Here is a 21,262-nt window from a genome sequence, read left to right as displayed (position 1 = left end):
TCTTTATATAAATTGGTATAAAGGTTGATGGACCAATAAATCCTAACGTTTTTAAGCGTTAGGATTTATTTTTGGTATGATTCTGTTAACGTTAACATTACGAAAACGCTTGCGAAAGCGTTTGCACAGTTGCATAATAAATTATGGTAAATGAATTAAGATACTTCGCAAGGAGGAAGCACTATGAGTACTTGGAAAAAGTTGGGGATGGGTGTCCTAGCCACTGGTTTAGCACTCACGCTCGTAGGTTGTGGTAATAGTAAATCTTCATCTAGTAGTTCAAAGATGGACAAGACGTTAAAGGTTTCAGCGGATCCTTCATATAAGTCATACATGAAATCGGTGATTCCAAAGTTTGAAAAGAAGTACAACGTTAAGGTTAAGGTTTCATACAAGGCCATGCTTGATGAAGACGATGCTTTGAAGCTGGATGGTCCTTCCGGCAAGGGTCCTGATGTTTTAATGGCACCATACGACCGGGTTGGTCAAATGGCGTCACAAGGTCAACTATCAACAGTCAAGTTGACCAGTGGTCGTTACAACGCAACGGGGAAGAAATCTGTTACTTATAAGAATAAGGTTTATGCAGCGCCTGTAACGATCGAATCTGACGTTCTGTACTACAACAAGAAGCTAATCAAGACTGCACCTAAGAACTTCAAGGAACTTGAAAAGTTAGCTTCTGACAAGAAGTATGCTTACGCTAATGATAAGACTAAGTCAGTTGCCTTCTTGACTCAATGGACAAACTTCTACAATGCCTTTGGTGTCATCAAAGGTTATGGTGGTTACGTCTTTGCTGATGGCAATACGAACGCCAAGAAGATGGGCTTGAACAATTCTGGCGCCGTTGAAGGTTTAACTTACATGACGAAGTGGTTTACGAAGTACTGGCCAAGTGGGATGCAAAATGTCACTTCTAACGAAAACTTTGTGACCTCACAATTTACGTCTAATAAGACTGCTGCTGTTATTGATGGCCCTTGGATGGCTGCAACTTACAAGAAGTCTAATATCGATTATGGTGTTGCTGTTTTACCTAAGTTGAATAACGGCAAAGATTATCAAGCGTTTGCCGGTGGTAAAGCTTGGGCAATCTCAAACTACTCTAAGCATAAGACTGCTGCACAAGCTTGGTTAGACTTCATCTCTAACAAGACTAACCAAAACAAGCTTTACAAGTCTGCTAGTGAAATTCCAGCAAACACAGCTGCTCGTAAGGAAGCTGTAAGTACTGGCGATGACATGGCTACGGCCGTTTCAAAGCAATACGACAAGGATGTTCCTTTGATCAACTTACCACAAATGTCAGAAGTTTGGACACCAGCACAAACGATGGTTACCAATGCTGCTAGCGGCAAGATGACACCAAAGCAAGCTGCTAATAAAGCGCAAAAGACGATCTTAACTAATATCTCACAAAAGTATGATAAGTAATTAAAATTGTAATTTAAGGGGGCTGAAACAAAATTCGTTTTGTCTCAGCCTTTTTAAAAGGAAAAATGCACGATATTTAGAATTTATTTAGGAAAGGGGTGCGGGCGACATGCAAGTCAAGGATGTAAAGAAAGCGCAACGCCTGTCAATTATTCCCGGGCTCGGTCAGCTGTATAACGGTCAGACCATAAAAGGTGTTGGCTTCATTATTATTCTATTGGCATTTATTGCTGAGTTCATCTTCGGGGGCTTTAGCGCATTTGCCAATTTAGTCACATTGGGTTCAGTCTCAATGGAAGACAACTCTTTGTTCATGATGATCTATGGGACGTTGCAGATTCTATTGACAATTGTGTTTATCGTATTTTATATTGCAAACCTTTACGATGCGAAACACGTTGCACAGTTAATTAATAATGGTAAAAAGGTCTCCCATACGTTTAAAGAGTTAGGTGCGAGTTTAGTAGATGGTGGCTTTGCTTATTTATTAACCACACCGGCCTATATTTTAATGGTTTTTACGATTGTGTTCCCAGTATTGGTTACACTACTGATGGCTTTTACGAACTATGATTTTGCGCATATTCCACCAGCTATGTTATTGGATTGGATTGGGTTCAAAAACTTCACATCAATGTTCTTCTTGAGTAGTTACCGGGCAACCTTCAACGCTGTTTTTGGTTGGACCGTTATTTGGACCGTATGTGCAACCACGTTACAAATTATTATTGGGATTGCCACCGCAGTAATTGCTAATCAAAACTTCATCAAAGGTAAGCGCTTCTTCGGAGTGATTTTCTTGCTTCCTTGGGCGATTCCAGCGTTTGTATCAATTATGAGTTTTTCAAACATTTTTAATGATTCAGCTGGTGCGATCAATGTGCAGGTCATCGGCTTATGGAATACGTTAGTTCCATTTGCTCACATTGCGCCGATCCACTGGATGACGGATACGTTCTGGACTAAAGTTGCTATTATTATGATTCAAGGTTGGTTAGGATTCCCGTACATTTACGTTATGATTACTGGTATACTGCAAGCGATTCCAGAAGATCTCTACGAAGCCGCAACGCTAGATGGTGCGACAGTAATGCAAAAGTTCAACAAGATTACGTTGCCAACGATTTTTGCTATTGCAGCGCCAATCTTTGTGACGCAGTATACGTTTAACTTCAATAACTTCTCGATGATCTATCTGTTTAACCAAGGTGGCCCTGGTGATGTCGGTGCTAACGCCGGTGGGACGGATATCCTGATCTCATGGATCTACAAGTTAACAACGGGGACGTCACCACAGTATTCATTGGCCGCGGCCGTTACGTTGATTATTTCCGTCTTAGTTATCGGGATCTCATTGATTGTCTTCAAGAAGACCCACGCGTTTGAAATGGGGGACTAGTGTTATGGATAATGCACAAGCAGTGGCACCTAAGAATGCCAATTCAAAGCAAAATAGCGCGCGTCGGCACCGTTTCTGGAAAGAATTCTTTACGTATCTGTATATGGTCATTCTCGGAATTATTATTATTTATCCCGTTTTGATCACATTCATCACGGCGTTTAAGGATGCTAACGTGCAAGCCTTCGTCCTTGATTTTGGTGGTAAGTGGACGTTGGTTAACTTTAAGAACTTATTTACGCAAACCCTGTATGGTAGCTGGTATTTGAATACCATGATTATTTCAGTCTCATGTATGGTCATTCAAGTCATCGTTGTGACGTTAGCCGGCTATGTTTATAGTCGTTACCGTTTTGCTGGTAAAAAGTTCAGTCTAACGTTTTTCATCGTAATTCAAATGGTACCAACCATGGCCGCTTTGACTGCTTACTACGTCTTAGCTAACATGTTGAACGCTTTGGACCATTACTGGTTCTTGACCGCAATTTACATTGGTGGTGGGATCCCACAGAACACTTGGCTGATGAAAGGTTACTTTGACAATGTTCCGTATGATTTGGATGAATCAGCTAAGTTGGATGGTGCTGGTAATTTCAAGATTTTCTGGTCAATTGTCTTACCATTAGTTAAACCAATGATTGCGGTTCAAGCGTTATGGGCCTTCATGTCACCAGTTCAAGATTACCTGATGGCGAAGTTCTTATTGACGTCTGAATCACATTATACGGTTGCCGTAGGGCTCCAGACATTCATTAATAACGCTCAAAATCAACAAGTTGTGCTCTTCTCAGCGGGGGCAATCTTAGTCGCGTTACCAATTGCTGCCTTGTTCTTCTACTTACAGCGGTTCTTCGTTTCAGGATTGCTCGCTGGTGGCAGCAAGGGTTAACTCAAATATTAGTAGGGGTGAAATTAGATGCAGAGTACGAAAAACAAAACAACCGCCTTTCCGGTCCGGTTTTTTGGCAGCCTTTTCTCACCTCGAAGAATGTTTGCCAACCGTGATCAGTTTAATTGGTTACAGATTATTGTTTTATTTATCTTTTTGACCGCGGTAATGGTCATGCCGATTCCGTTTTACTATAATCACCAAACGAATTTTAATCTGTCACCATTTTTACCACACATTGATAAAATGATGGCCAGTGATCAGATGCAAACGGCAATGAAAACTGCGAACTACCGTGATCAGCGGTTCAAGGATGTCAAACATCAAATCATTATTAAAACTAAGGATAATGTTGCAGGCTTCGATCTCACGAACGATGATATGGCAGGACGCAAGAATGTCATTAATTTACATGCTAGTACGTTTCAAGTGAAATCGGTCGGTAGTGAATTTAAAGCCAAGTATGTGCCAGGCCATAACTTAAAGACAAACGCTCATGCGTTTCTGGTTAATTCTTGGTATCAAAGCAATAAAGTGATGATTGGTCTATTTATGCTCATGGCACTTGGATTAATTATTGTGGGGGTCAACCTGATCCTCGTAAATGGGGCGGCGTTCTTCTTATTCTTGTCACGACATAATAAGATCACGCATATTCGGAATTTCCGCGAAGGCGTTAACTTAACGTTGATGATGATGGGGATTGGGAGTCTGTTAGCGATGGTGATTGGCTTAATTCATTTTGATGTCACTATCGAATTGACCGTGCAGTCCCTCAGCTTGGCCTTCGTTGTGTTGTGGGTATATCTGAAAACAAAATTCAAAGATCCGGAAGTTGACCAAACCATGTTGCTTTAGGTCAATTAGTAAGCATAGAAATGAGGAAGATTAATGGCACGCGATACGCAAACGCAATTACGCAATGAGATGATTTACTCAGTCTTTGTTAGAAACTACTCAGAAGCTGGTAATTTTGCTGGCGTAACTGCTGACTTACAACGAATTAAGGATTTAGGAACCGATATTTTGTGGCTACTGCCAATCAATCCGATCGGTGAGGTCAACCGTAAGGGGACACTTGGTTCGCCATATGCAATCAAGGACTACCGTGGGATCAATCCGGAATACGGGACTTTAGCTGACTTTAAAGCACTCACGGATAGGGCGCATGAATTAGGAATGAAAGTGATGTTAGACATTGTCTATAATCACACTTCGCCTGATTCAGTCTTAGCAACCGAACATCCAGAGTGGTTTTATCACGACGCGGATGGTCAGTTGACGAATAAGGTCGGCGACTGGAGTGACGTTAAAGACTTAGACTATGGTCACCATGAGTTGTGGCAGTATCAAATCGACACACTCTTGTATTGGAGCCAGTTTGTGGACGGTTACCGTTGTGATGTTGCGCCATTAGTGCCACTTGATTTCTGGCTTGAAGCGCGGAAACAGGTTAATGCGAAGTACCCGGAAACGTTATGGTTAGCGGAGTCAGCCGGCAGTGGTTTTATTGAGGAACTGCGGTCACAAGGCTACACGGGTCTGTCTGACAGTGAACTTTATCAAGCTTTTGATATGACATACGATTACGACGTCTTCGGTGATTTTAAAGATTACTGGCAAGGACGCAGTACGGTCGAACGGTATGTTGACTTGTTACAACGCCAAGATGCCACTTTCCCTAGTAATTATGTCAAGATGCGCTTCTTGGAAAATCATGATAATGCACGCATGATGAGCTTGATGCACAGCAAAGCTGAAGCCGTTAATAACTTGACCTGGATCTTCATGCAACGTGGTATTCCGTTAATCTATAACGGGCAAGAATTTTTGGCCGAACACCAACCATCATTGTTCGATCGGGACACCATGGTTGCAGATCGTCATGGGGACGTGACATCACTGATTCAAAAGCTAGTGACTATTAAGCAACTACCATTACTGCGTGCTGCGGACTACCAATTGGCAGTCGTAGAAGAAGGTATCGTTAAGATTACTTACCGTGCGGCTGGCGAAGCGTTAACAGCCTGGATTCCGTTAAAAGGTCAGGTCACAGCAGTTGCGACTAAGCTAGCAGCTGGTAGCTATCAAAATCTGTTAACAGATGGTCCTACTGAAGTTGTGGATGGCAAGCTGACAGTTGATGGTCAACCAGTATTAATTAAATATGCCACTAATACGGCGGTAACTAAAGTTGCTGACCAGTCCAATTAGCTGATTAATAGCTTTGAGTAATCGATCAAAAAGCAACCGTTTGCGGGCGATTGCACGTGTAATAGTAGTTTAGAAGTGAGAAAACAAGGGAGTGGATTTCGATGGTTGAAATGAATCTCGATCACATTTACAAAAAATATGAGGGTAACGATAAATATTCAGTTACCGATATGAATCTTGATATTAAAGATGGGGAGTTCATCTTCTTCATTGGCCCATCTGGCTGTGGTAAGTCAACGACATTACGGATGATTGCTGGCTTGGAAGACATCACTAAGGGTGACTTCAAGATGAACGGTCAAGTCATGAATGACGTGGAACCAAAAAATCGTGATATCGCGATGGTTTTCCAAACTTATGCACTATACCCGAACATGTCAGTCTTTGACAATATGGCCTTTGGATTGAAGATTCGGAAAACTTACAGTAATACTGAAATCAAAAAGCGAGTGGATAACGCTGCTGAGCAATTGGGCTTAACCGATTATCTACAACGGAAACCAGCCAATTTATCTGGTGGTCAACGGCAACGGGTTGCTTTAGGACGGGCCATCGTCCGGGACGCGGGGACGTTCCTATTGGACGAACCGTTATCTAACTTGGATGCTAAGCTACGGGTCGATATGCGGACTACGATTGCTCAAATGCATCAACGCTTGAAGACCAACATGATCTATGTCACCCATGATCAAATTGAAGCGATGACGATGGCTGATCGGATCGTCATTATGAATGACGGTAAGATCATGCAAGTTGGGACACCGCACGAATTGTATAACGAACCGGTTAATCAATTTGTGGCTGGCTTCATGGGATCACCTTCAATGAACTTCTTCAATGCCACCTTACATGATGGTCGGGTAACTGATGGTGAGGGACTCGACGTAGCTGTCCCGGAAGGTCAATTGAAAGTTTTAAAGGCTCAAGGCTATGACCAGAAAAAGATGATTGTGGGTATCCGACCAGAGGACATTCATGCTGAGCAAATTGCGCTTGAAGCGATGTCAGATTCAATTGTTAAGACGAAGGTCGTCGTTTCTGAATTCTTAGGTGCCGAAAGCATGTTATATTGTACAGCTGGCAAATCTAAATTTACTGCCCAAGTGGATGCACGTGATTATCATAACCCGGGTGAGAATGTGGAAGTTGCTTTTGAAATGTCGAAGGCCCACTTCTTTGATTCTGAAACTAAAGATGTTATTCGGTAATTTCGAACGACGGAGGAGCAACAACAATGAAACGTATTTTTGAAGTAGATCCGTGGCACGTCATTAGTCATGAACTCGTACCGACGGATAAGCGATTGCAGGAAAGCATGACCAGTATTGGTAACGGCTACATGGGTATGCGGGGAATGTTTGAAGAGCACTATTCTAACGATACCCTCAAAGGGATTTATATCGGTGGGGTCTGGTATCCCGATAAAACCCGGGTCGGCTGGTGGAAGAACGGTTATCCCGATTATTTCGGTAAGGTGATCAATTCGGTCAATTTCATCAAAGTCAATATCACGATTGATGGTGATCAAGTTGATTTGGCGAAGGACACAGTCAGTGACTTTACGTTGGATCTTGATATGCATACGGGAATTTTACGGCGTTCATTTATTATTACCAAGGGTGAAAAGCGCGTCCAATTCATGATTGATCGGTTCGTCAGCGTTGCACAAAAAGAGTTATTTGATGTGCACTATAGTGTTCACAATTTGGGTGCGGAACCGGTCCAAATTGGATTTATTTCGCAAATTGATGCGGACGTCTTCAATGAAGATGCGAACTATGATGAGCAGTTCTGGCAAGTGCTAGACAAGAGTCATGCGATTACTGGTGGCAGCATGTTTGCAGAAACGAAGCCGAATAACTTCGGAACACCGCGCTTTACGCTCGGCATGCAGATGCTTCATGAAACGGCTTTTCGAGGTATTAACGCCCCAGAAACCGAAAAGGCAGTTACAAATATCTTCCGGGGAACGTTAGCACCGGATGAAACCAAGAATTTTGAAAAACGAGTCCTCGTGGTGACTTCACGGGATTACGCGGATATGGCGGCGATGCGGACTGGCTTAGCCGAATTAAGTGAAACGGTCAGCACACAGTCATATGAGGACTTACGGCAGGCCCATGTTGATGGTTGGGCTAAACGCTGGCAGTTATCTGACGTGTTGATTGACGGTGACGATGCGGCACAACAAGGCATTCGCTTCAACTTATTCCAGTTATTCTCGACCTACTATGGCGAAGATAAGCGCCTGAACCTGGGGCCAAAAGGCTTTACTGGTGAAAAGTATGGTGGTGCGACGTATTGGGATACCGAAGCGTTCGGAGTACCGTTCTACCTTTCATTGGCGAAACCAGAAGTAACGGAGAACTTACTGGAATACCGGTATAATCAGCTTGCTGGAGCTTTCCATAATGCTAAAATGCAGGGCTTGGCTGGTGCCTTGTACCCGATGGTGACCTTCAACGGAATTGAGTGCCATAACGAATGGGAGATTACGTTCGAAGAGATTCATCGAAATGGGTCTATTGCGTATGCCATCTTCAATTACACACGTTATACCGGTGATGAGATCTACTTGAAGACTAAAGGAATCGACGTTTTGACGGGGATTTCACGTTTTTGGGCTGATCGGGTCCACTTCTCAGAACGGAAACAACAGTATATGATTCACGGTGTCACTGGTCCTAATGAGTATGAAAACAACGTGAATAACAATTGGTATACGAACTTTATGGCGCGCTGGACGTTAGAATACACGTTAGCGAGTTTGAAGAAAGTGGATGCCGCTAAGCGTGCAGCACTTCAAATCACGGATGCTGAGCTTGCAAAGTGGCAAGATATTGTTGACCGGATGTACTTCCCGTATGATGAAAAATTGGGAATCTTCGTTCAACAAGATGGCTTCCTTGATAAGGACGTCAAGCCAGTTTCAAGTATTCCTGCTGATCAACGGCCAATCAATCAACACTGGTCATGGGATCATATTCTACGGTCACCGTATATCAAGCAGGCGGATGTCTTGCAAGGAATCTATTACTTCATGGATAAATTCACGGCGGAACAGAAGAAACGTAACTTTGATTTCTATGAACCGTTGACCGTCCATGAATCCAGTCTTTCACCAGCCGTCCATGCCATTCTAGCAGCGGACTTGCATTATGAGGATAAGGCCGTGGAAATGTATGAACGGACAGCCCGTCTTGATCTTGATAATTATAATAATGATACGGTCGACGGCTTGCATATTACGTCGATGACCGGTTCATGGCTCGCAATCGTTCAAGGCTTTGCTGGTATGCGAGTTAAGGATGATACCTTAGCCTTTGCACCGTTTGTGCCTAAAGCGTGGACCCATTATCAATTCCACGTTAACTTCCGCGGTCGCTTGATTAAAGTGGATGTCGATCAACAGGGTACGACCGTTGAACTGGTTAGTGGGGAACCACTGACTATCGAACTTAATGGGCAAGCTATCGAGGTCGCTAGCACCGTAACAACTAAGTAAATATGAACGCTTGATTGTGGTCTGACCGTACCTGGCCACAATCAAGTTTCCAACCTAAGAATGAGCTCAATTCATTCCAACCTAACTTCTAAATCGGTCCGTATCAGCTGATACGGGCCTTTTTAGTGTCTGGACATAAAAGAGTCCCTCACTTGGAAATATCGATTTCCAAGTGAGGGGCTCGGCTGTTCTATTCAAATAGCATCGGTAGGGTTATTTGAGTGTTTGCGTCAATCCTAGCACGTCCATTTCGTAAATCCGAACGGCGGTGTCAGCAACTTGGGTTGGTTTATCGACGACTAACCGGACGTAGCGCGCCGAAGTAGCCGCGAAAGTATTGAGACTAGTGGCTTGCGTGTTATTGTAGGTCCGGGCAACGTCCGTGTAGCGTTTGCCATCAGTGCTGACCTGAATGGTCCAAGCGCGGGTGTTCATATCAGCACCTTCGCCACCAGCTTTGGCATGCGCTAATTTAACCGCACTCACAGTCGTTTGACGGCCTAAATCCAGCGTCAAGGTATGCGGTGCCTTACCGGTTGCACACCATTTAGTATCGAGTTTCCCATCCACCGCCATTTTAGGTGCTTCACTACTATTCGTGTATCCGGAGGCACTGGTCTTGGCGTTCTTGGATAGTAAGGTTAAAGCGCCTTGAGCTTTCGGTGTAATCGTAATGAGCTTTTTCATTGTAACGTGCCGTTGGCCATCCTTATTTTTAGCGGTTAATGTGACGTTATAAGTGCCAGCCTTACGGTAAGTGACCGTGGGGTTTTTGGCGGTGCTGGTCGTCTTTGTGGCACCGTCAAATTCCCATTTATAGCTGGTTGCGTTTTTGGATGAGGCATTTGTAAACTTGATCGTGTTACCGGGAGCTGCCAGGGTGCGGTTAACCGTAAATGCCGCTTTAGGTTTACGATTATCCGGCCATTTTAAGGTAACTTGGTCAGAAGCATCGCCACGTTGGTTCCAAATATCAACTGGAACGACCATCAGATTGGTCTCGTTGTGCTGCCCATTCCGTTTCAACGCGTTTAAATAGAAATTAGTCGTGTTAGTAGCCCCCAGAAATGAGCGAGAACCGTCATTGTTAACCTGATAAATTTCGTAATGATCCAGCTTATTTTTAGTGGTGGCTTGCCAACTCAGGTTGACACCGGCGTACTTGCCTTCTTCGTCGAAGGTCCGATTATCAATGGTGACCTGGTTGACCTTTTTCGGCGCGGCCTGCTGCTTGCCGATAATTGCGAGGCGACCTAATTGAACGCTGTAGCTAGCATCAGTCTCGACGGCACTGATTTTGAGGCTAAGGCCTTTGATTGTTTTTTTTGTTAACTGACTAACGTCATAGCTAACGGTCGTCCAGTGCTTGCTGAGTGTCCGGTCACCCGCGATGGTCTTAGTGCGGCCGTCCTTTAAGGTCACCACTAGTTTAGCTGTAGATTTACCAGATGCCTTAGCGGTTAAACTAACCTGGGTATCGGCAGTGACGTCTAGGTCCGTGGTGTAGAGTTTGATTGTGCTAGCGGTGTCCTTACGCATTTTGCCGGCTAACTTGATATCATTGCCACCTTCGTAGGCGTCAGTGTAGTCAAAGCTGGCCTTTAACGCATTACCATTGCCATTATTGATTAACCAGCGGTAAGTCGGATTGACTGCTTGCAGTGAGCGATTGTTCCAATCACGTAGCGAAACATTTTTCCCCTTAATGAAGTAGTTATAGCCATTGCCTAAGCTGAAATTAGTGACAAAGGGCTGTTTCGTAATGGCACTTTGTTCAACCGCGTATGTTGAAACACCCGGCCAATGTGTTGAAGTAGTTGACGGAATGCTACGGGACGGATCATTTTGATCATTGACCCACAGAGCACCTTCTTTGGCTTGAAATTCGTCAACCGTATCGGAAGAAGCGTGTGTCCAGTCCGGTGCGTACAATCCTAGCGACGTGTATGGCACATGTTGTTTATTAGCGAATAGATTCCAACGAACGGGGGTAGCGGTTCCGTCAGCTTGAACATCGATTCCTGCAAAGAGGTTGTAAGGACTAATCCCAAGCTTTTCGGCGCGTTCGTGTGACTTTTTGAGTAATTCTTGACTGGCGAGACGCTTCTTCGTCCACCAGAAGTTAAGAAACATCGAGTCAGCAACTGGTTTCATATTGGCATCGACTAGATAAGATTGGTTTTCTTTGGTCAATGCGTTTTGCCAATCCATTTTACCATCCTTCGTCATCGAGTCATACCACATCAGGTCTAGCTTGGAGCCGGCCTTTTGTTTGTATTCTTTGATTAACTGTTGCATTAGTTGGGCGTGCTTTTTGCTCAGCCCATTACTAGTTGAGCTGGTTGCGGTCTTTCCGGTGGAAGCCGAATCAAAACTTTTAACTTCGGGGTCGGTCTCTTGGTTGATGAACCAGCCGTCAAACCCGTAAGCTTTCGCAACCGCGACTAGTTTATCAGCCATCGGAAAATGTCCGTCAGCATCTTGTTTTAAGAAGTCATTGAGCCACTTTAACTTCCCACCACTAACCACTTGTGGAAAGAAAACGGTTCCAAGAACGGGCACGCCGTTTTTATGAGCAGAATCGATGACATCTGCGGTCGGTGGCACAATCAAACCTTCGCCTGCCGAACCGCCCCAGTAGACGAGTTGGTCAATATACTGCCAGTTGGAGAAGACATTCGCATCGAACGTATTAATCCCGCGAGGCGCGTTGCCACTAGTTGAACTATTCATAATGGATAACGCGACGACCTTCATCTTTGGGTCCTGGGTCTTGTTAACCGTCGGCAGTTGCCATTTATCGATCCGTTTGGCTAGTGGAACCGAGGCGGTGTTGTACTTGGCTGCTTTATCCTTGCTCAACTGCCATTTCAGCAGTTGTTTTGGAAACCAGTACGGTGCTTCGGGTTGATTATCCATCCCCTTATCAAGGGTGGCCTCAGCCGTTTGACGGTAACTGATCTGCTGATTAGCTGACTGTTTCGAACAAGCTACTAAACCTACAGCAGTCGTTATCAAAGCTAGTGTGCCAACAATGTAGCGATATTGTCCATGTCTCATAGCGATATCCTCCTGTGAACTAAGCAAAATTGACATATCCGCGTTATGTGAGCGCTGATTGCATGAATCGTAATTAAAACGTGGCCTCGACTTAGATTTTTGACCACCGCGCTCTGGCAATTGGCAGAAATGCCTGGAGGTCGGTGTAGGGTGAACTAAGCATATTTACGCTAACCTGAACTCTTTCCAGCGAGCCTAAGCCGACTGCTTTTGACGTTAATTATTTTGCCTACTTTAATCATGACTCATGACAAATTAGCTAGCACAACGCGTGAAATACAAATCTCTATATATTGCTGGTATGTATGATATCGGTTTCGGTGACAGATGAGTATAGCTAAATTAAGGGAATTCTTCCACAAATTAAACTAATTGATAGGGTCAATCAATTTTGATGTAAGGAGAATGCTGGGTTTCAACTTGCGCGCAACGTGCGAATAATTGAGGATTGTTGCGGTGCCGATACAATTTAATGAACGCGAATTTTTGCGTGATGAATGGTATGTAGTATAATAACTAGCTAGGAAGGTGATTATTTATTAAGTATAAAGTTGATAATGGTGAATATCCCAGTGGTAAGGACGCTGTGGATCCCAAGCGAGTTAAATATCTGAAATTGATTAGTAAGTTAGCGACATTTACGTGTATTGCGATGTACGTGTCATATATTCCGCAAATCATTTCGAATTTCTCAGGTGACCCAGTATCGCCGCTACAACCACTCGTGGCAATGATTAATGGGATACTATGGACTGGTTACGGCTGGTTCAAGACTTATAAGGATTGGCCCGTTATTATTTCAAATGTTCCCGGGGTGATTTTTGGATTTATCACTGTTTTAACCGTATATATTCATTAACCGAATGACAAATTGACTGTAAACTAAAAGTCCGCTGATACGTTTAAACGCGTATCGGCGGACTTTTTTGCAAGGTGTTAAGCGTTCTTTAAAGCAGCCTGAGCTAACAATAGGCCACCGGCAATGCCAGAATTGTTACCCAGTCCAGCGGGAACGATATAGTCATCCAGTGGTGGGACTTCTTCGTAGCCATTTAGATAGGCGGCAAACTTTTCACGAATCATGGGAAAGAGCTGCCGTTGATTCATAACACCACCATTAAGAATAATTTTATCAGGTGCGAAGGCGACGGTGAGGTTGACACATGCCTGTGCGATGTAGTCAGCGATGATTGGCCAGACCGGATCGTCGACGGGAATATCTTTCCCAGCTTTCCCCGTTCGTTTTCCCACTGCTGGCCCAGCAGCTAAACCTTCTAAACAGATGTCATGGTAGGGGCAGTTGGACTTGAAATCGTCCCCAGGTAACCGGTTGAGTCGCATGTGACCAAGTTCAGTATGAGTGCGACCATTAAAAATGTGGTTCTGACTAATGACGCCAGCGCCAACACCGGTACCAATCGTCATGTAGATGCTGTTAGGGACGTCCTTAGCGATTCCAATCATTGATTCGCCATAAGCGGCTTCGTTAACATCAGTGGTCCAGTAGAGTGGGATGTTGAAGCGACTTTTAAGATGGCCTAAAAAATCGAAGTCACCCCAGCCGGGTTTGGGAGTCGTGGTAATGTAACCATATTTCGGATCATCGGGATTAACGCCGATGGGGCCAAATGAACCGATACCAATCGCGTCAACGGGATGAGTCGTAAAATAGTCGTCTACCGCAGTCATGGTTTCAGCGGGGGTTGTCGTGGGGATCGAAATTCGGTCGCTAACTTGCCCGTTTTCAGCGCCCGTGGCACAAACAAATTTTGTACCACCAGCTTCAATTGCACCTAAAAGCATAGTGTGCCTCCTGTAGTTAAAAATGTAGTCTTATTTATTAATAGTATACTCTTAATCAGAAATTTTGTTAACGATTACATTAACTTTGACGTAAATAAATTAGCTGACTAGTGAAATCAGCGTTGGTGGGTTTAAGTGGAATTCCCATCGTGTTTAACTGATGCCCCGTATAGCTATTACCTGATGAATCGCTATAAGTTAATTCAGCATCGAGATAGTGTAATGGTAATGGGTGCTGAGTTTTGACAGCAGAATTAAGCCCATTTAAGTAACAGCAAATTGCCTGCTTTTTATCTGCCGTTACTAACAACCACGCAACAACGTGTCTTGTTGTCGGTAGACGATAAAAGTGGGCCTTGATAAAAGTAGATTTCAGTTGCTGATATTTAATCAAGGCTCCTCGAAGAAGTTGCTGTTCACTAGGAGCAAGTTGTTTAGGATTAAGTTCCAATCCTAGTTGCCCGATGCAGGCTAATTGTAATCGAGTTTCAAATGGTGTTATTCGGCCATTTTGCGCATTGGGTGATGCGGTTATATGGTTGCTGAATATCCGTGGTGGAAATAGATAACTAAATCCGTTCTCGATGGTTGCTCGGTCGACTGGATCAGTCAAATCGCTTATCCACGTCTGATTGGTGTATGGTAGCATACCAAAATCAAACCGGCCACCACCAGCTGAACAATTTTCGATAATCAGCTTGGGGCAGGCGCGCTTCAAGCGTGTGAGAATATCATAAAGTCCACAGACGTAGCGATAATACAGTTCCCCCTGTTGTGCAGCCGGTAAGCGTGTGCTGCCAACCTGTGTAAGATGGCGATTCATATCCCATTTAAAATAATCGAGTTGGTTATTTTGAACCAAGTTCGTCAGAGTAGTGACTAAGTGGTCACGGACAGCAGCCTGCGAAAGATCTAAGACTAGCTGGTGGCGAGCTGTGATGGGTGTCCGATCAACATATTGTAATACCCAGTCAGGATGTTGTTGGTAAAGCTGGCTGTTAGTGGTGATCATTTCTGGTTCCACCCAGAGACCGAATTTCATTCGATGATGATGGGCTTGTTGGGCAAGGGGTTTCAGACCATTAGGAAACTTAATGGGGTCAACATACCAGTCACCTAATTGCCCATTTTCACCGTTACGGTTGACAAACCAGCCGTCGTCTAAGACAAGCATTTGTAAGCCTAACTGGTGGGCGTGTTCGATTAAGTGTTGAACTTTAGACTCTGAAACGGCAAATGTCAGTGTTTCCCAAGTGTTAAGCACACTTGGAATGTTAGTCTGGGAGGGCATCAGCTGATGGCTAAAGTCGTGAAATACTTGTGACATGCCGTTAAAACCAGTATTTGTCCAAGTTAGCACGGCTTCAGGAGTCTGAAAACTGCTATTTGGTTTGAGCTGCCATTCGAATGTATCTGGTTCAAGACCGATTGTTAGGCGGCTATGTTGATATTGGTCAACTTCGACAGTACTGTCGAAGTTACCACTCCATGCTAGTGCACAACCAATAACAGTCCCAGCTAATTCTGTCGTGTTAGGTTCTGCTAGAGCCATGAACGGTTGGTGTTGTGGTCCACTAGTGCCGCGCAGACTGCGAACCGTTTGTAACCCTGGGTGTAAACGGTTAAACGATGGATTAGCTTCATGTGCATGGGTACCGCTTAATGTCAGCGCAGTATATTGGTCAGTTGGTAGATCTAGTTGAGCGCTGGATAGGGCTGTTACTTGCAAATTAGTAGTGCCGTGATGGCGCAGAGTTGTGCTTCGCAAGATAAGCGGCTGATTTTCAAAAATAGTGTAGTTAAGATCCATCTGTAACTTGGTCACTGAATCGGCCAAATGAATGACTAGGGTTGTTACAGGCGTGTGTTTGTTAACGGTGGGTGGCAATTGGCGCGAGTTGATTGGCTGATCATTCACAGAAAAACCGGTATATTCTAAAATTGGCAGTAATTGATTGTTAGCATCCTTAATAACGTAAGCTGGCTGGCGATAGTCACCACTGCCAATAGTGGAATATTCGAGTGGCAGTGAAGTCACGGAATATGGAAAGCGTTCTGTTGGGTCATTAGCAAAAGCATGGCTACCGGATGGCATCGGCTCAAAGTACGGTTGTTTTGAAAAGTAACGTCCAAAATATCGATGCACTGGGTAACGATGGGCTAAAATTTGAATAACATAGCTAATTTGGTCATTATGAAGATTGATTAAGCCGGTTTTGGGGTCATATTCAACAGGCATGACGTCCTCCTAATAAAGTTTAGACAGTTGTAGCAGCAACTGAGCTAGCTGCCGGTTCAGTCAACGCAACGAGCTGTTCACCAGCTTGGACATTCGTGACTTTGAGTCGTTCAACATTAGCGTAATTGGCCGTATTTGTGACGACTAGCATGACGGTTGGATCATAGTTAGCGGCTTTTAAGGCAGCGACGTCAAACGTTCCGAGTAGATCACCTTGATGAACGGTATCGCCCTTCTGAACGTTAGTAGTGAAGTGTTCACCATTTAAATTGACCGTATCTAATCCTAAGTGAATCAGAATTTCGGCACCAGCAGTTGTTTTGATGCCATAAGCATGATGGCTATCATAAGTGACAGTGATGACCCCGTCAGCTGGTGCGACGACCTGATCAGCGCTTGGCACGATTGCGGCGCCTTTACCCATGATTTCGGCTGAGAAAACTTGGTCGTTAACTTGTTTGAGACTTTCGCTAGTCCCCGTTACTGGTGCACTGATAATCTCATCATTAACATTGATGACGGTACTCGTTGGTGCTGGTGATTTTACTTGATCACGATCGTCACCGAGTGTTCGTTTGGCATAGATAAAAGTTGGAATAAATGCGACGACGAACGAGATGACAGCACTGAGCATGAATGCTGGAATCGACTTTGAAGCAATCGAAATGAACCCGATGACTGATGCGGGACCCATCGCCACGGACAGAACGTGGAATAGTCCTAAGAAAGCTGAAGCAATTCCTGAGGCAATCGCTGCAAAGACAAATGGAAATTTCATCTTGAGGTTGACCCCGAAAATAGCAGGTTCCGTAATTCCGAGTAACGCTGAGACCCCGGCTGAAGAAGTCAGGGCTTTTTGCTTTTGGCTCTTAGTGGCAAAGAAAATAGCTAAAGTGGCGGCACCTTGCCCAATGTTGGCCATCGAGGCGACTGGGAAGATAAAAGAACCTCCCGTTTTGGCGACGTTAGCCAATAACTGGGTTTCAATAGCCGGGAAGGTTTGGTGGAGCCCAGTAATGACAATGGCCGAGTAGAGAAGGCCAAAGATGCCCATGCCAATCCAACCAGTCGTGTTATATAAGCCTACTAAACCGTTAGTTAATGCGTCGCTCACCGTTCGTAAGACAGGACCGACGATTGTGAAAGTTAGAAAGCCAGTGATGACAATTGCAAACATTGGCGTGAACGTAAAGTCAAATGCACCCTTGATATGTTTGTGGAAGAACTTCTCCAAAGTAGCCAAAATATAAGCAACGGCCAAAACAGGGAGCACTTGGCCTTGATAGCCTGCTTGTGCAACGTGTAAACCAAAGACGTTCCAGTAAACCATCTTGCCGGCGGCCATGGTCGTTGCAACGCTATAGCCGTTAACAAGTGATGGTAAGACCATGATCATGCCCATCGTAGCACCCAGATAGGGGTTGCCGCCGAAGCGCTTCGTTGCTGAAAATCCTAAGAGAATTGGCAAGAAAGTGAACGGGGCACTAGCCATCGCGTTAATCATTTCGGCGATACCTTTGAGACCGGGGTAAACTTCAACAACTGACTTCGCCATAAAAAGATGCTCGGCAGTCAAAACGTTGTTTAGTGCCATTAATAGACCCCCAGCAACTAGTGCAGGGACGATTGGAATAAAAATATCAGATAAGACTTTGAGGAAGTCCATTAATGGATTTTTCTTTTGACCCGCAGCGGCAACTGCCTTGATGTCATCGGGGGTCGCTTCTTTAAGACCTGTTTTGGCGATTAAGGCGTCATAGACTTTATCGACATCGCCAGGGCCAATAATGATTTGGTATTGGCCGTTAGTTTCGAAGGTCCCCTTAACGTCCACGTCGTCATCTAAGGCTTGTTGATCAATCTTGGATTCATCCTTGATGACCAAACGGAGGCGTGTCGCACAGTGGGCGGCGGCTTGAATGTTGTTTTTACCAATTGCATTAAGTACGCGGTCGGCAACTTCTTGATGATTCATAATAATTCACTCCCTGAGTCTAAAATTATTTTTAATTTAATAATGCAAGCGCTTTACAGACCCAATAATAACAAGTTTGGAAAATATGTCAAGCGTTTGATACAAAATTGGATTGCTTGATAATCTTGTTAAAAAGCCGAATTTGAAACGCTAACATGAAAATATAATATAAAAATGTCAAACGATTGACATATCAGTGTAAGCGGTTTTATAATAGTGACAATTAAGTCGAACGTTAAAAAGGAGCTTATCGTCATGATATGGAATCGTAAAACCCGTTATACCCCTTATGAACAGTGGCCAGCAACTAAGCTACCACAGCTCGTTGCCCAGGCACGCCAGTCTAAGTGGCGGATGCAACATCATATTCAGCCTACATCAGGTTTGTTAAATGACCCCAATGGCTTTTCATACTTTGATGGTCAGTGGCACCTGTTCTACCAAGTCTTTCCGTTCGGTCCGGTACACGGACTGAAGTCATGGCAACACGTGACCTCTAAGAACTTGGTGGATTGGCATGATGAGGGCTTAGCGATTCGACCAGATACGCCGTACGACTCACACGGCGCGTACACGGGTACAGCACTACCAATTGATGATCAGTTATTTATTATGTATACGGGTAATGTCCGTACTGCCGACTGGCAACGTGAATCGTATCAATTAGGTGCCTGGATGGACACGGATAATCACATTAAAAAGCTGTCCCGGCCACTAATTGCGCATGCTCCGGCTGGGTACACGAGTTCGTTTCGTGATCCGGACTTGATCCGGACTGACCACGGCTACTACGCGCTAATCGGTGCGCAGACGACTACTGAGATCGGTGCTATCTTGGTTTATTTCTCAAAGGATCTGACCACCTGGACGTGTCAAGGCGAGTTGAACGTTCCCGCAAATGCGCGGGGTTATATGATTGAGTGTCCAAATCTGGTCTGGATCGATCAACAGCCCGTCTTATTGTTCTGTCCCCAAGGGTTATCACAAACAACGACCCCGTATCAGAATATTTATCCGAACATGTACCTAGTTGCCGATCAATTGGATCTGGCTCAGGCACAATTCACTGAACCCCACGCCCTGACGCAATTGGATGACGGCTTTGACGTGTATGCCACGCAGGCAATCAATGCGCCGGATGGCCGCGCGTTAGCCGTCAGCTGGATTGGGTTACCTGAAATTTCCTATCCAACTGATCGTGAAAATTGGGCCCATTGTTTGAGCTTAGTTAAGGAACTAACGCTTAAAGATGGGCACCTCTATCAAAATCCAGTGGCAGCGGTGGATGATTTGCGGACGACGGCGCATGACCTAGTCTTTGAGCAACAACGGGCGACGGTGGCCGCTTTGAATGGCAGCTTTGAACTCTTACTGACGGTTCCCGCTGATAAAACGGTCACGGTTAACATTGCTGATCAGCAGGAAAGTGGCCAGCTGCAGGTGACTGTTGATGCCAACCATGGTCAGGTTATGATTGATCGGCGGCATACGGGGAATTCGTTTGCTGAAGATTATGGTCAGACTCGTCAAGTTGAGTTAACGGCCCATAAGACGATAAAAATCCGGCTAATCATAGATGTGTCAGTCTTTGAATGCTATATTGATAATGGCTATTCCGTGATGACCGGCCGTTTCTTCTTAAACGCTACCCCGAGTCGCCTTAACGTTCAAGGTGACACTACGGCAGTTACCGGTAAAGTCTGGGAATGGCGCCAATCAGAGCATACTGGAGTCGATAACAATGAAACCAAAATTAAATGATGTTGCGAAGCTAGCGGGGGTCTCAGCGACAACCGTTTCTCGGGTTATTAATAACCATGGCTACCTGAGTAGTCAGACTAAAGAAAAAGTTTTCGCGGCGATGCGAGAACTGCATTATCAGCCGAATAATATGGCACGCTCACTGCAAGGAAAGAATACGCGCTTAATTGGCGTCATCTTTTCAGATATTAGTAATCCGTTCTTTGGTGAACTGGTGTCCCGGATTGAAAAAATCTTATTTGCTAAAAATTATAAGGTGATTTTATGTAATAGTGCGGATGATCCGCAAAAAGAACGCGACTACCTACAAATGTTGATGGCTAATCAGGTCGATGGGATTATTGCTGGTGCCCACAATTTAGGTATTGAAGAATATCAACAATACGGCCTTCCGATTATTTCATTTGACCGGTACTTATCCGACAATATTCCCATCGTTAGTTCGGATAATTACCAGGGGGGCTGGCTAGCAACCCAGACATTGCATCAGGCGGGGGCGACTAACGTGGCTATTTTTACTGGTAAGTCACACGCTGGTTCGCCAACGAATGGTCGCCGTGAAGGATATGAAGCCTACTTGACTGCCCAACAGCTAACACCCCATGTCCACGAATTACCGTTTGAATTGACCCCCGCGCTGAAGATGATGGAAATTAAGACGATTATGACACAACATCAGTATGATGGTATTTTTTGTAGTGATGATTTGACCGCTTTACTAGTGCTCAACGTCGCGCGACAACTGTCATTAACGGTTCCTGAGCAATTACGCGTTGTTGGTTATGATGGCACGGCGCTCATACGTGATTATCATTCTGAATTAACAACAGTAGAACAACCGTTAGCGGATATTAGCACGTTACTGGTTTCTCTACTATTGCAGCGGATTGAGGATGCGAATTGTACACTGGAATCAAAATATACGTTACCAGTTAAGCTCATCAAGGGCCTTACCGCGTAACTAAGGAGTTAATCGTAAT

14 protein-coding genes are annotated in these 21,262 nt (G+C 44.6%); 10 read left to right on the top strand and 4 right to left on the bottom strand.

Going from position 1 to position 21,262, the window contains the following annotated elements:
* Positions 1-183: 183 nt before the first annotated feature.
* The 7 genes from ACWQAU_RS01475 (at position 184) to ACWQAU_RS01445 (ending at position 9,444) form a co-directional block, all read left to right on the top strand.
* A complete protein-coding gene (locus tag ACWQAU_RS01475) occupies positions 184-1,437 on the top strand; it encodes an extracellular solute-binding protein (RefSeq protein WP_003646348.1) in 1,254 nt (417 codons plus the stop codon).
* A gap of 109 nt (positions 1,438-1,546) precedes the next feature.
* Positions 1,547-2,836: a carbohydrate ABC transporter permease gene (locus tag ACWQAU_RS01470; RefSeq protein WP_003641771.1), complete on the top strand. Its 1,290-nt coding sequence runs from the start codon at positions 1,547-1,549 to the stop codon at positions 2,834-2,836.
* Between the two features lie 4 nt (positions 2,837-2,840).
* On the top strand, positions 2,841-3,725 hold the full coding sequence (locus tag ACWQAU_RS01465) for a sugar ABC transporter permease (RefSeq protein ID WP_003641772.1): 885 nt from the start codon (positions 2,841-2,843) through the stop codon (positions 3,723-3,725).
* A gap of 27 nt (positions 3,726-3,752) precedes the next feature.
* Positions 3,753-4,583: a DUF1189 domain-containing protein gene (locus ACWQAU_RS01460; protein ID WP_003643678.1), complete on the top strand. Its 831-nt coding sequence runs from the start codon at positions 3,753-3,755 to the stop codon at positions 4,581-4,583.
* A 33-nt stretch (positions 4,584-4,616) separates the two neighbouring features.
* Complete coding sequence (locus ACWQAU_RS01455; protein ID WP_015825044.1) at positions 4,617-5,939, top strand: alpha-amylase family glycosyl hydrolase; 1,323 nt, start codon at positions 4,617-4,619, stop codon at positions 5,937-5,939.
* A 101-nt stretch (positions 5,940-6,040) separates the two neighbouring features.
* Positions 6,041-7,147, top strand: a complete 1,107-nt coding sequence (locus tag ACWQAU_RS01450; RefSeq protein WP_003641775.1) for an ABC transporter ATP-binding protein — start codon at positions 6,041-6,043, stop codon at positions 7,145-7,147.
* Positions 7,148-7,173: 26 nt separating this feature from the next.
* On the top strand, positions 7,174-9,444 hold the full coding sequence (locus ACWQAU_RS01445; RefSeq protein WP_003641776.1) for a glycoside hydrolase family 65 protein: 2,271 nt from the start codon (positions 7,174-7,176) through the stop codon (positions 9,442-9,444).
* 213 nt (positions 9,445-9,657) lie between these two features.
* On the opposite strand, the gene ACWQAU_RS01440 is transcribed toward ACWQAU_RS01445, so the two are convergent.
* Positions 9,658-12,504, bottom strand: coding sequence for an endo-beta-N-acetylglucosaminidase (locus tag ACWQAU_RS01440; RefSeq protein WP_027821567.1), 2,847 nt, complete (start codon positions 12,502-12,504; stop codon positions 9,658-9,660).
* A gap of 586 nt (positions 12,505-13,090) precedes the next feature.
* Here ACWQAU_RS01440 and ACWQAU_RS01435 point away from each other — a divergent pair.
* Positions 13,091-13,363 carry a SemiSWEET family transporter gene (locus tag ACWQAU_RS01435; protein ID WP_003641779.1) on the top strand — a complete coding sequence of 91 codons (273 nt, stop codon included), beginning with the start codon at positions 13,091-13,093 and terminating at the stop codon, positions 13,361-13,363.
* Positions 13,364-13,440: 77 nt separating this feature from the next.
* On the opposite strand, the gene ACWQAU_RS01430 is transcribed toward ACWQAU_RS01435, so the two are convergent.
* From ACWQAU_RS01430 to ACWQAU_RS01420, 3 genes are all read right to left on the bottom strand, one after another.
* Entirely contained in the window at positions 13,441-14,307 is an 867-nt protein-coding gene (locus ACWQAU_RS01430; protein WP_003641780.1) for a fructokinase, read from the bottom strand.
* Between the two features lie 79 nt (positions 14,308-14,386).
* Positions 14,387-16,546: an alpha-galactosidase gene (locus ACWQAU_RS01425; protein WP_027821565.1), complete on the bottom strand. Its 2,160-nt coding sequence runs from the start codon at positions 16,544-16,546 to the stop codon at positions 14,387-14,389.
* 19 nt (positions 16,547-16,565) lie between these two features.
* The gene (locus ACWQAU_RS01420) at positions 16,566-18,521 is read right to left on the bottom strand and encodes a sucrose-specific PTS transporter subunit IIBC (protein ID WP_027821564.1); all 1,956 of its coding nucleotides are present in this window, start codon (positions 18,519-18,521) and stop codon (positions 16,566-16,568) included.
* 255 nt (positions 18,522-18,776) lie between these two features.
* Between ACWQAU_RS01420 and ACWQAU_RS01415 the strand changes: the two genes are divergently transcribed.
* Together ACWQAU_RS01415 and ACWQAU_RS01410 are read left to right on the top strand one after the other, a co-directional pair.
* The gene (locus ACWQAU_RS01415) at positions 18,777-20,282 is read left to right on the top strand and encodes a sucrose-6-phosphate hydrolase (RefSeq protein ID WP_003643684.1); all 1,506 of its coding nucleotides are present in this window, start codon (positions 18,777-18,779) and stop codon (positions 20,280-20,282) included.
* Positions 20,263-21,243, top strand: a complete 981-nt coding sequence (locus tag ACWQAU_RS01410) for a LacI family DNA-binding transcriptional regulator (RefSeq protein ID WP_003641783.1) — start codon at positions 20,263-20,265, stop codon at positions 21,241-21,243. The genes ACWQAU_RS01415 and ACWQAU_RS01410 overlap by 20 nt, the downstream gene beginning before the upstream one ends.
* Positions 21,244-21,262: the final 19 nt, after the last annotated feature.

It is taken from the genome of Lactiplantibacillus sp. 3062, from assembly GCF_055413545.1.
Note: the sequence above shows the minus strand (reverse complement) of the source record. Positions and strands in the feature narration are given on the sequence as shown.

Coding starts and splice junctions, on each gene's coding strand:
- ACWQAU_RS01475 (WP_003646348.1), top strand. CDS start 184: ATGAGTACTTGGAAAAAGTTGGGGATGGGTGTCCTAGCCACTGGTTTA.
- ACWQAU_RS01470 (WP_003641771.1), top strand. CDS start 1,547: ATGCAAGTCAAGGATGTAAAGAAAGCGCAACGCCTGTCAATTATTCCC.
- ACWQAU_RS01465 (WP_003641772.1), top strand. CDS start 2,841: ATGGATAATGCACAAGCAGTGGCACCTAAGAATGCCAATTCAAAGCAA.
- ACWQAU_RS01460 (WP_003643678.1), top strand. CDS start 3,753: ATGCAGAGTACGAAAAACAAAACAACCGCCTTTCCGGTCCGGTTTTTT.
- ACWQAU_RS01455 (WP_015825044.1), top strand. CDS start 4,617: ATGGCACGCGATACGCAAACGCAATTACGCAATGAGATGATTTACTCA.
- ACWQAU_RS01450 (WP_003641775.1), top strand. CDS start 6,041: ATGGTTGAAATGAATCTCGATCACATTTACAAAAAATATGAGGGTAAC.
- ACWQAU_RS01445 (WP_003641776.1), top strand. CDS start 7,174: ATGAAACGTATTTTTGAAGTAGATCCGTGGCACGTCATTAGTCATGAA.
- ACWQAU_RS01440 (WP_027821567.1), bottom strand. CDS start 12,504: ATGAGACATGGACAATATCGCTACATTGTTGGCACACTAGCTTTGATA.
- ACWQAU_RS01430 (WP_003641780.1), bottom strand. CDS start 14,307: ATGCTTTTAGGTGCAATTGAAGCTGGTGGTACAAAATTTGTTTGTGCC.
- ACWQAU_RS01425 (WP_027821565.1), bottom strand. CDS start 16,546: ATGCCTGTTGAATATGACCCCAAAACCGGCTTAATCAATCTTCATAAT.
- ACWQAU_RS01420 (WP_027821564.1), bottom strand. CDS start 18,521: ATGAATCATCAAGAAGTTGCCGACCGCGTACTTAATGCAATTGGTAAA.
- ACWQAU_RS01415 (WP_003643684.1), top strand. CDS start 18,777: ATGATATGGAATCGTAAAACCCGTTATACCCCTTATGAACAGTGGCCA.
- ACWQAU_RS01410 (WP_003641783.1), top strand. CDS start 20,263: ATGAAACCAAAATTAAATGATGTTGCGAAGCTAGCGGGGGTCTCAGCG.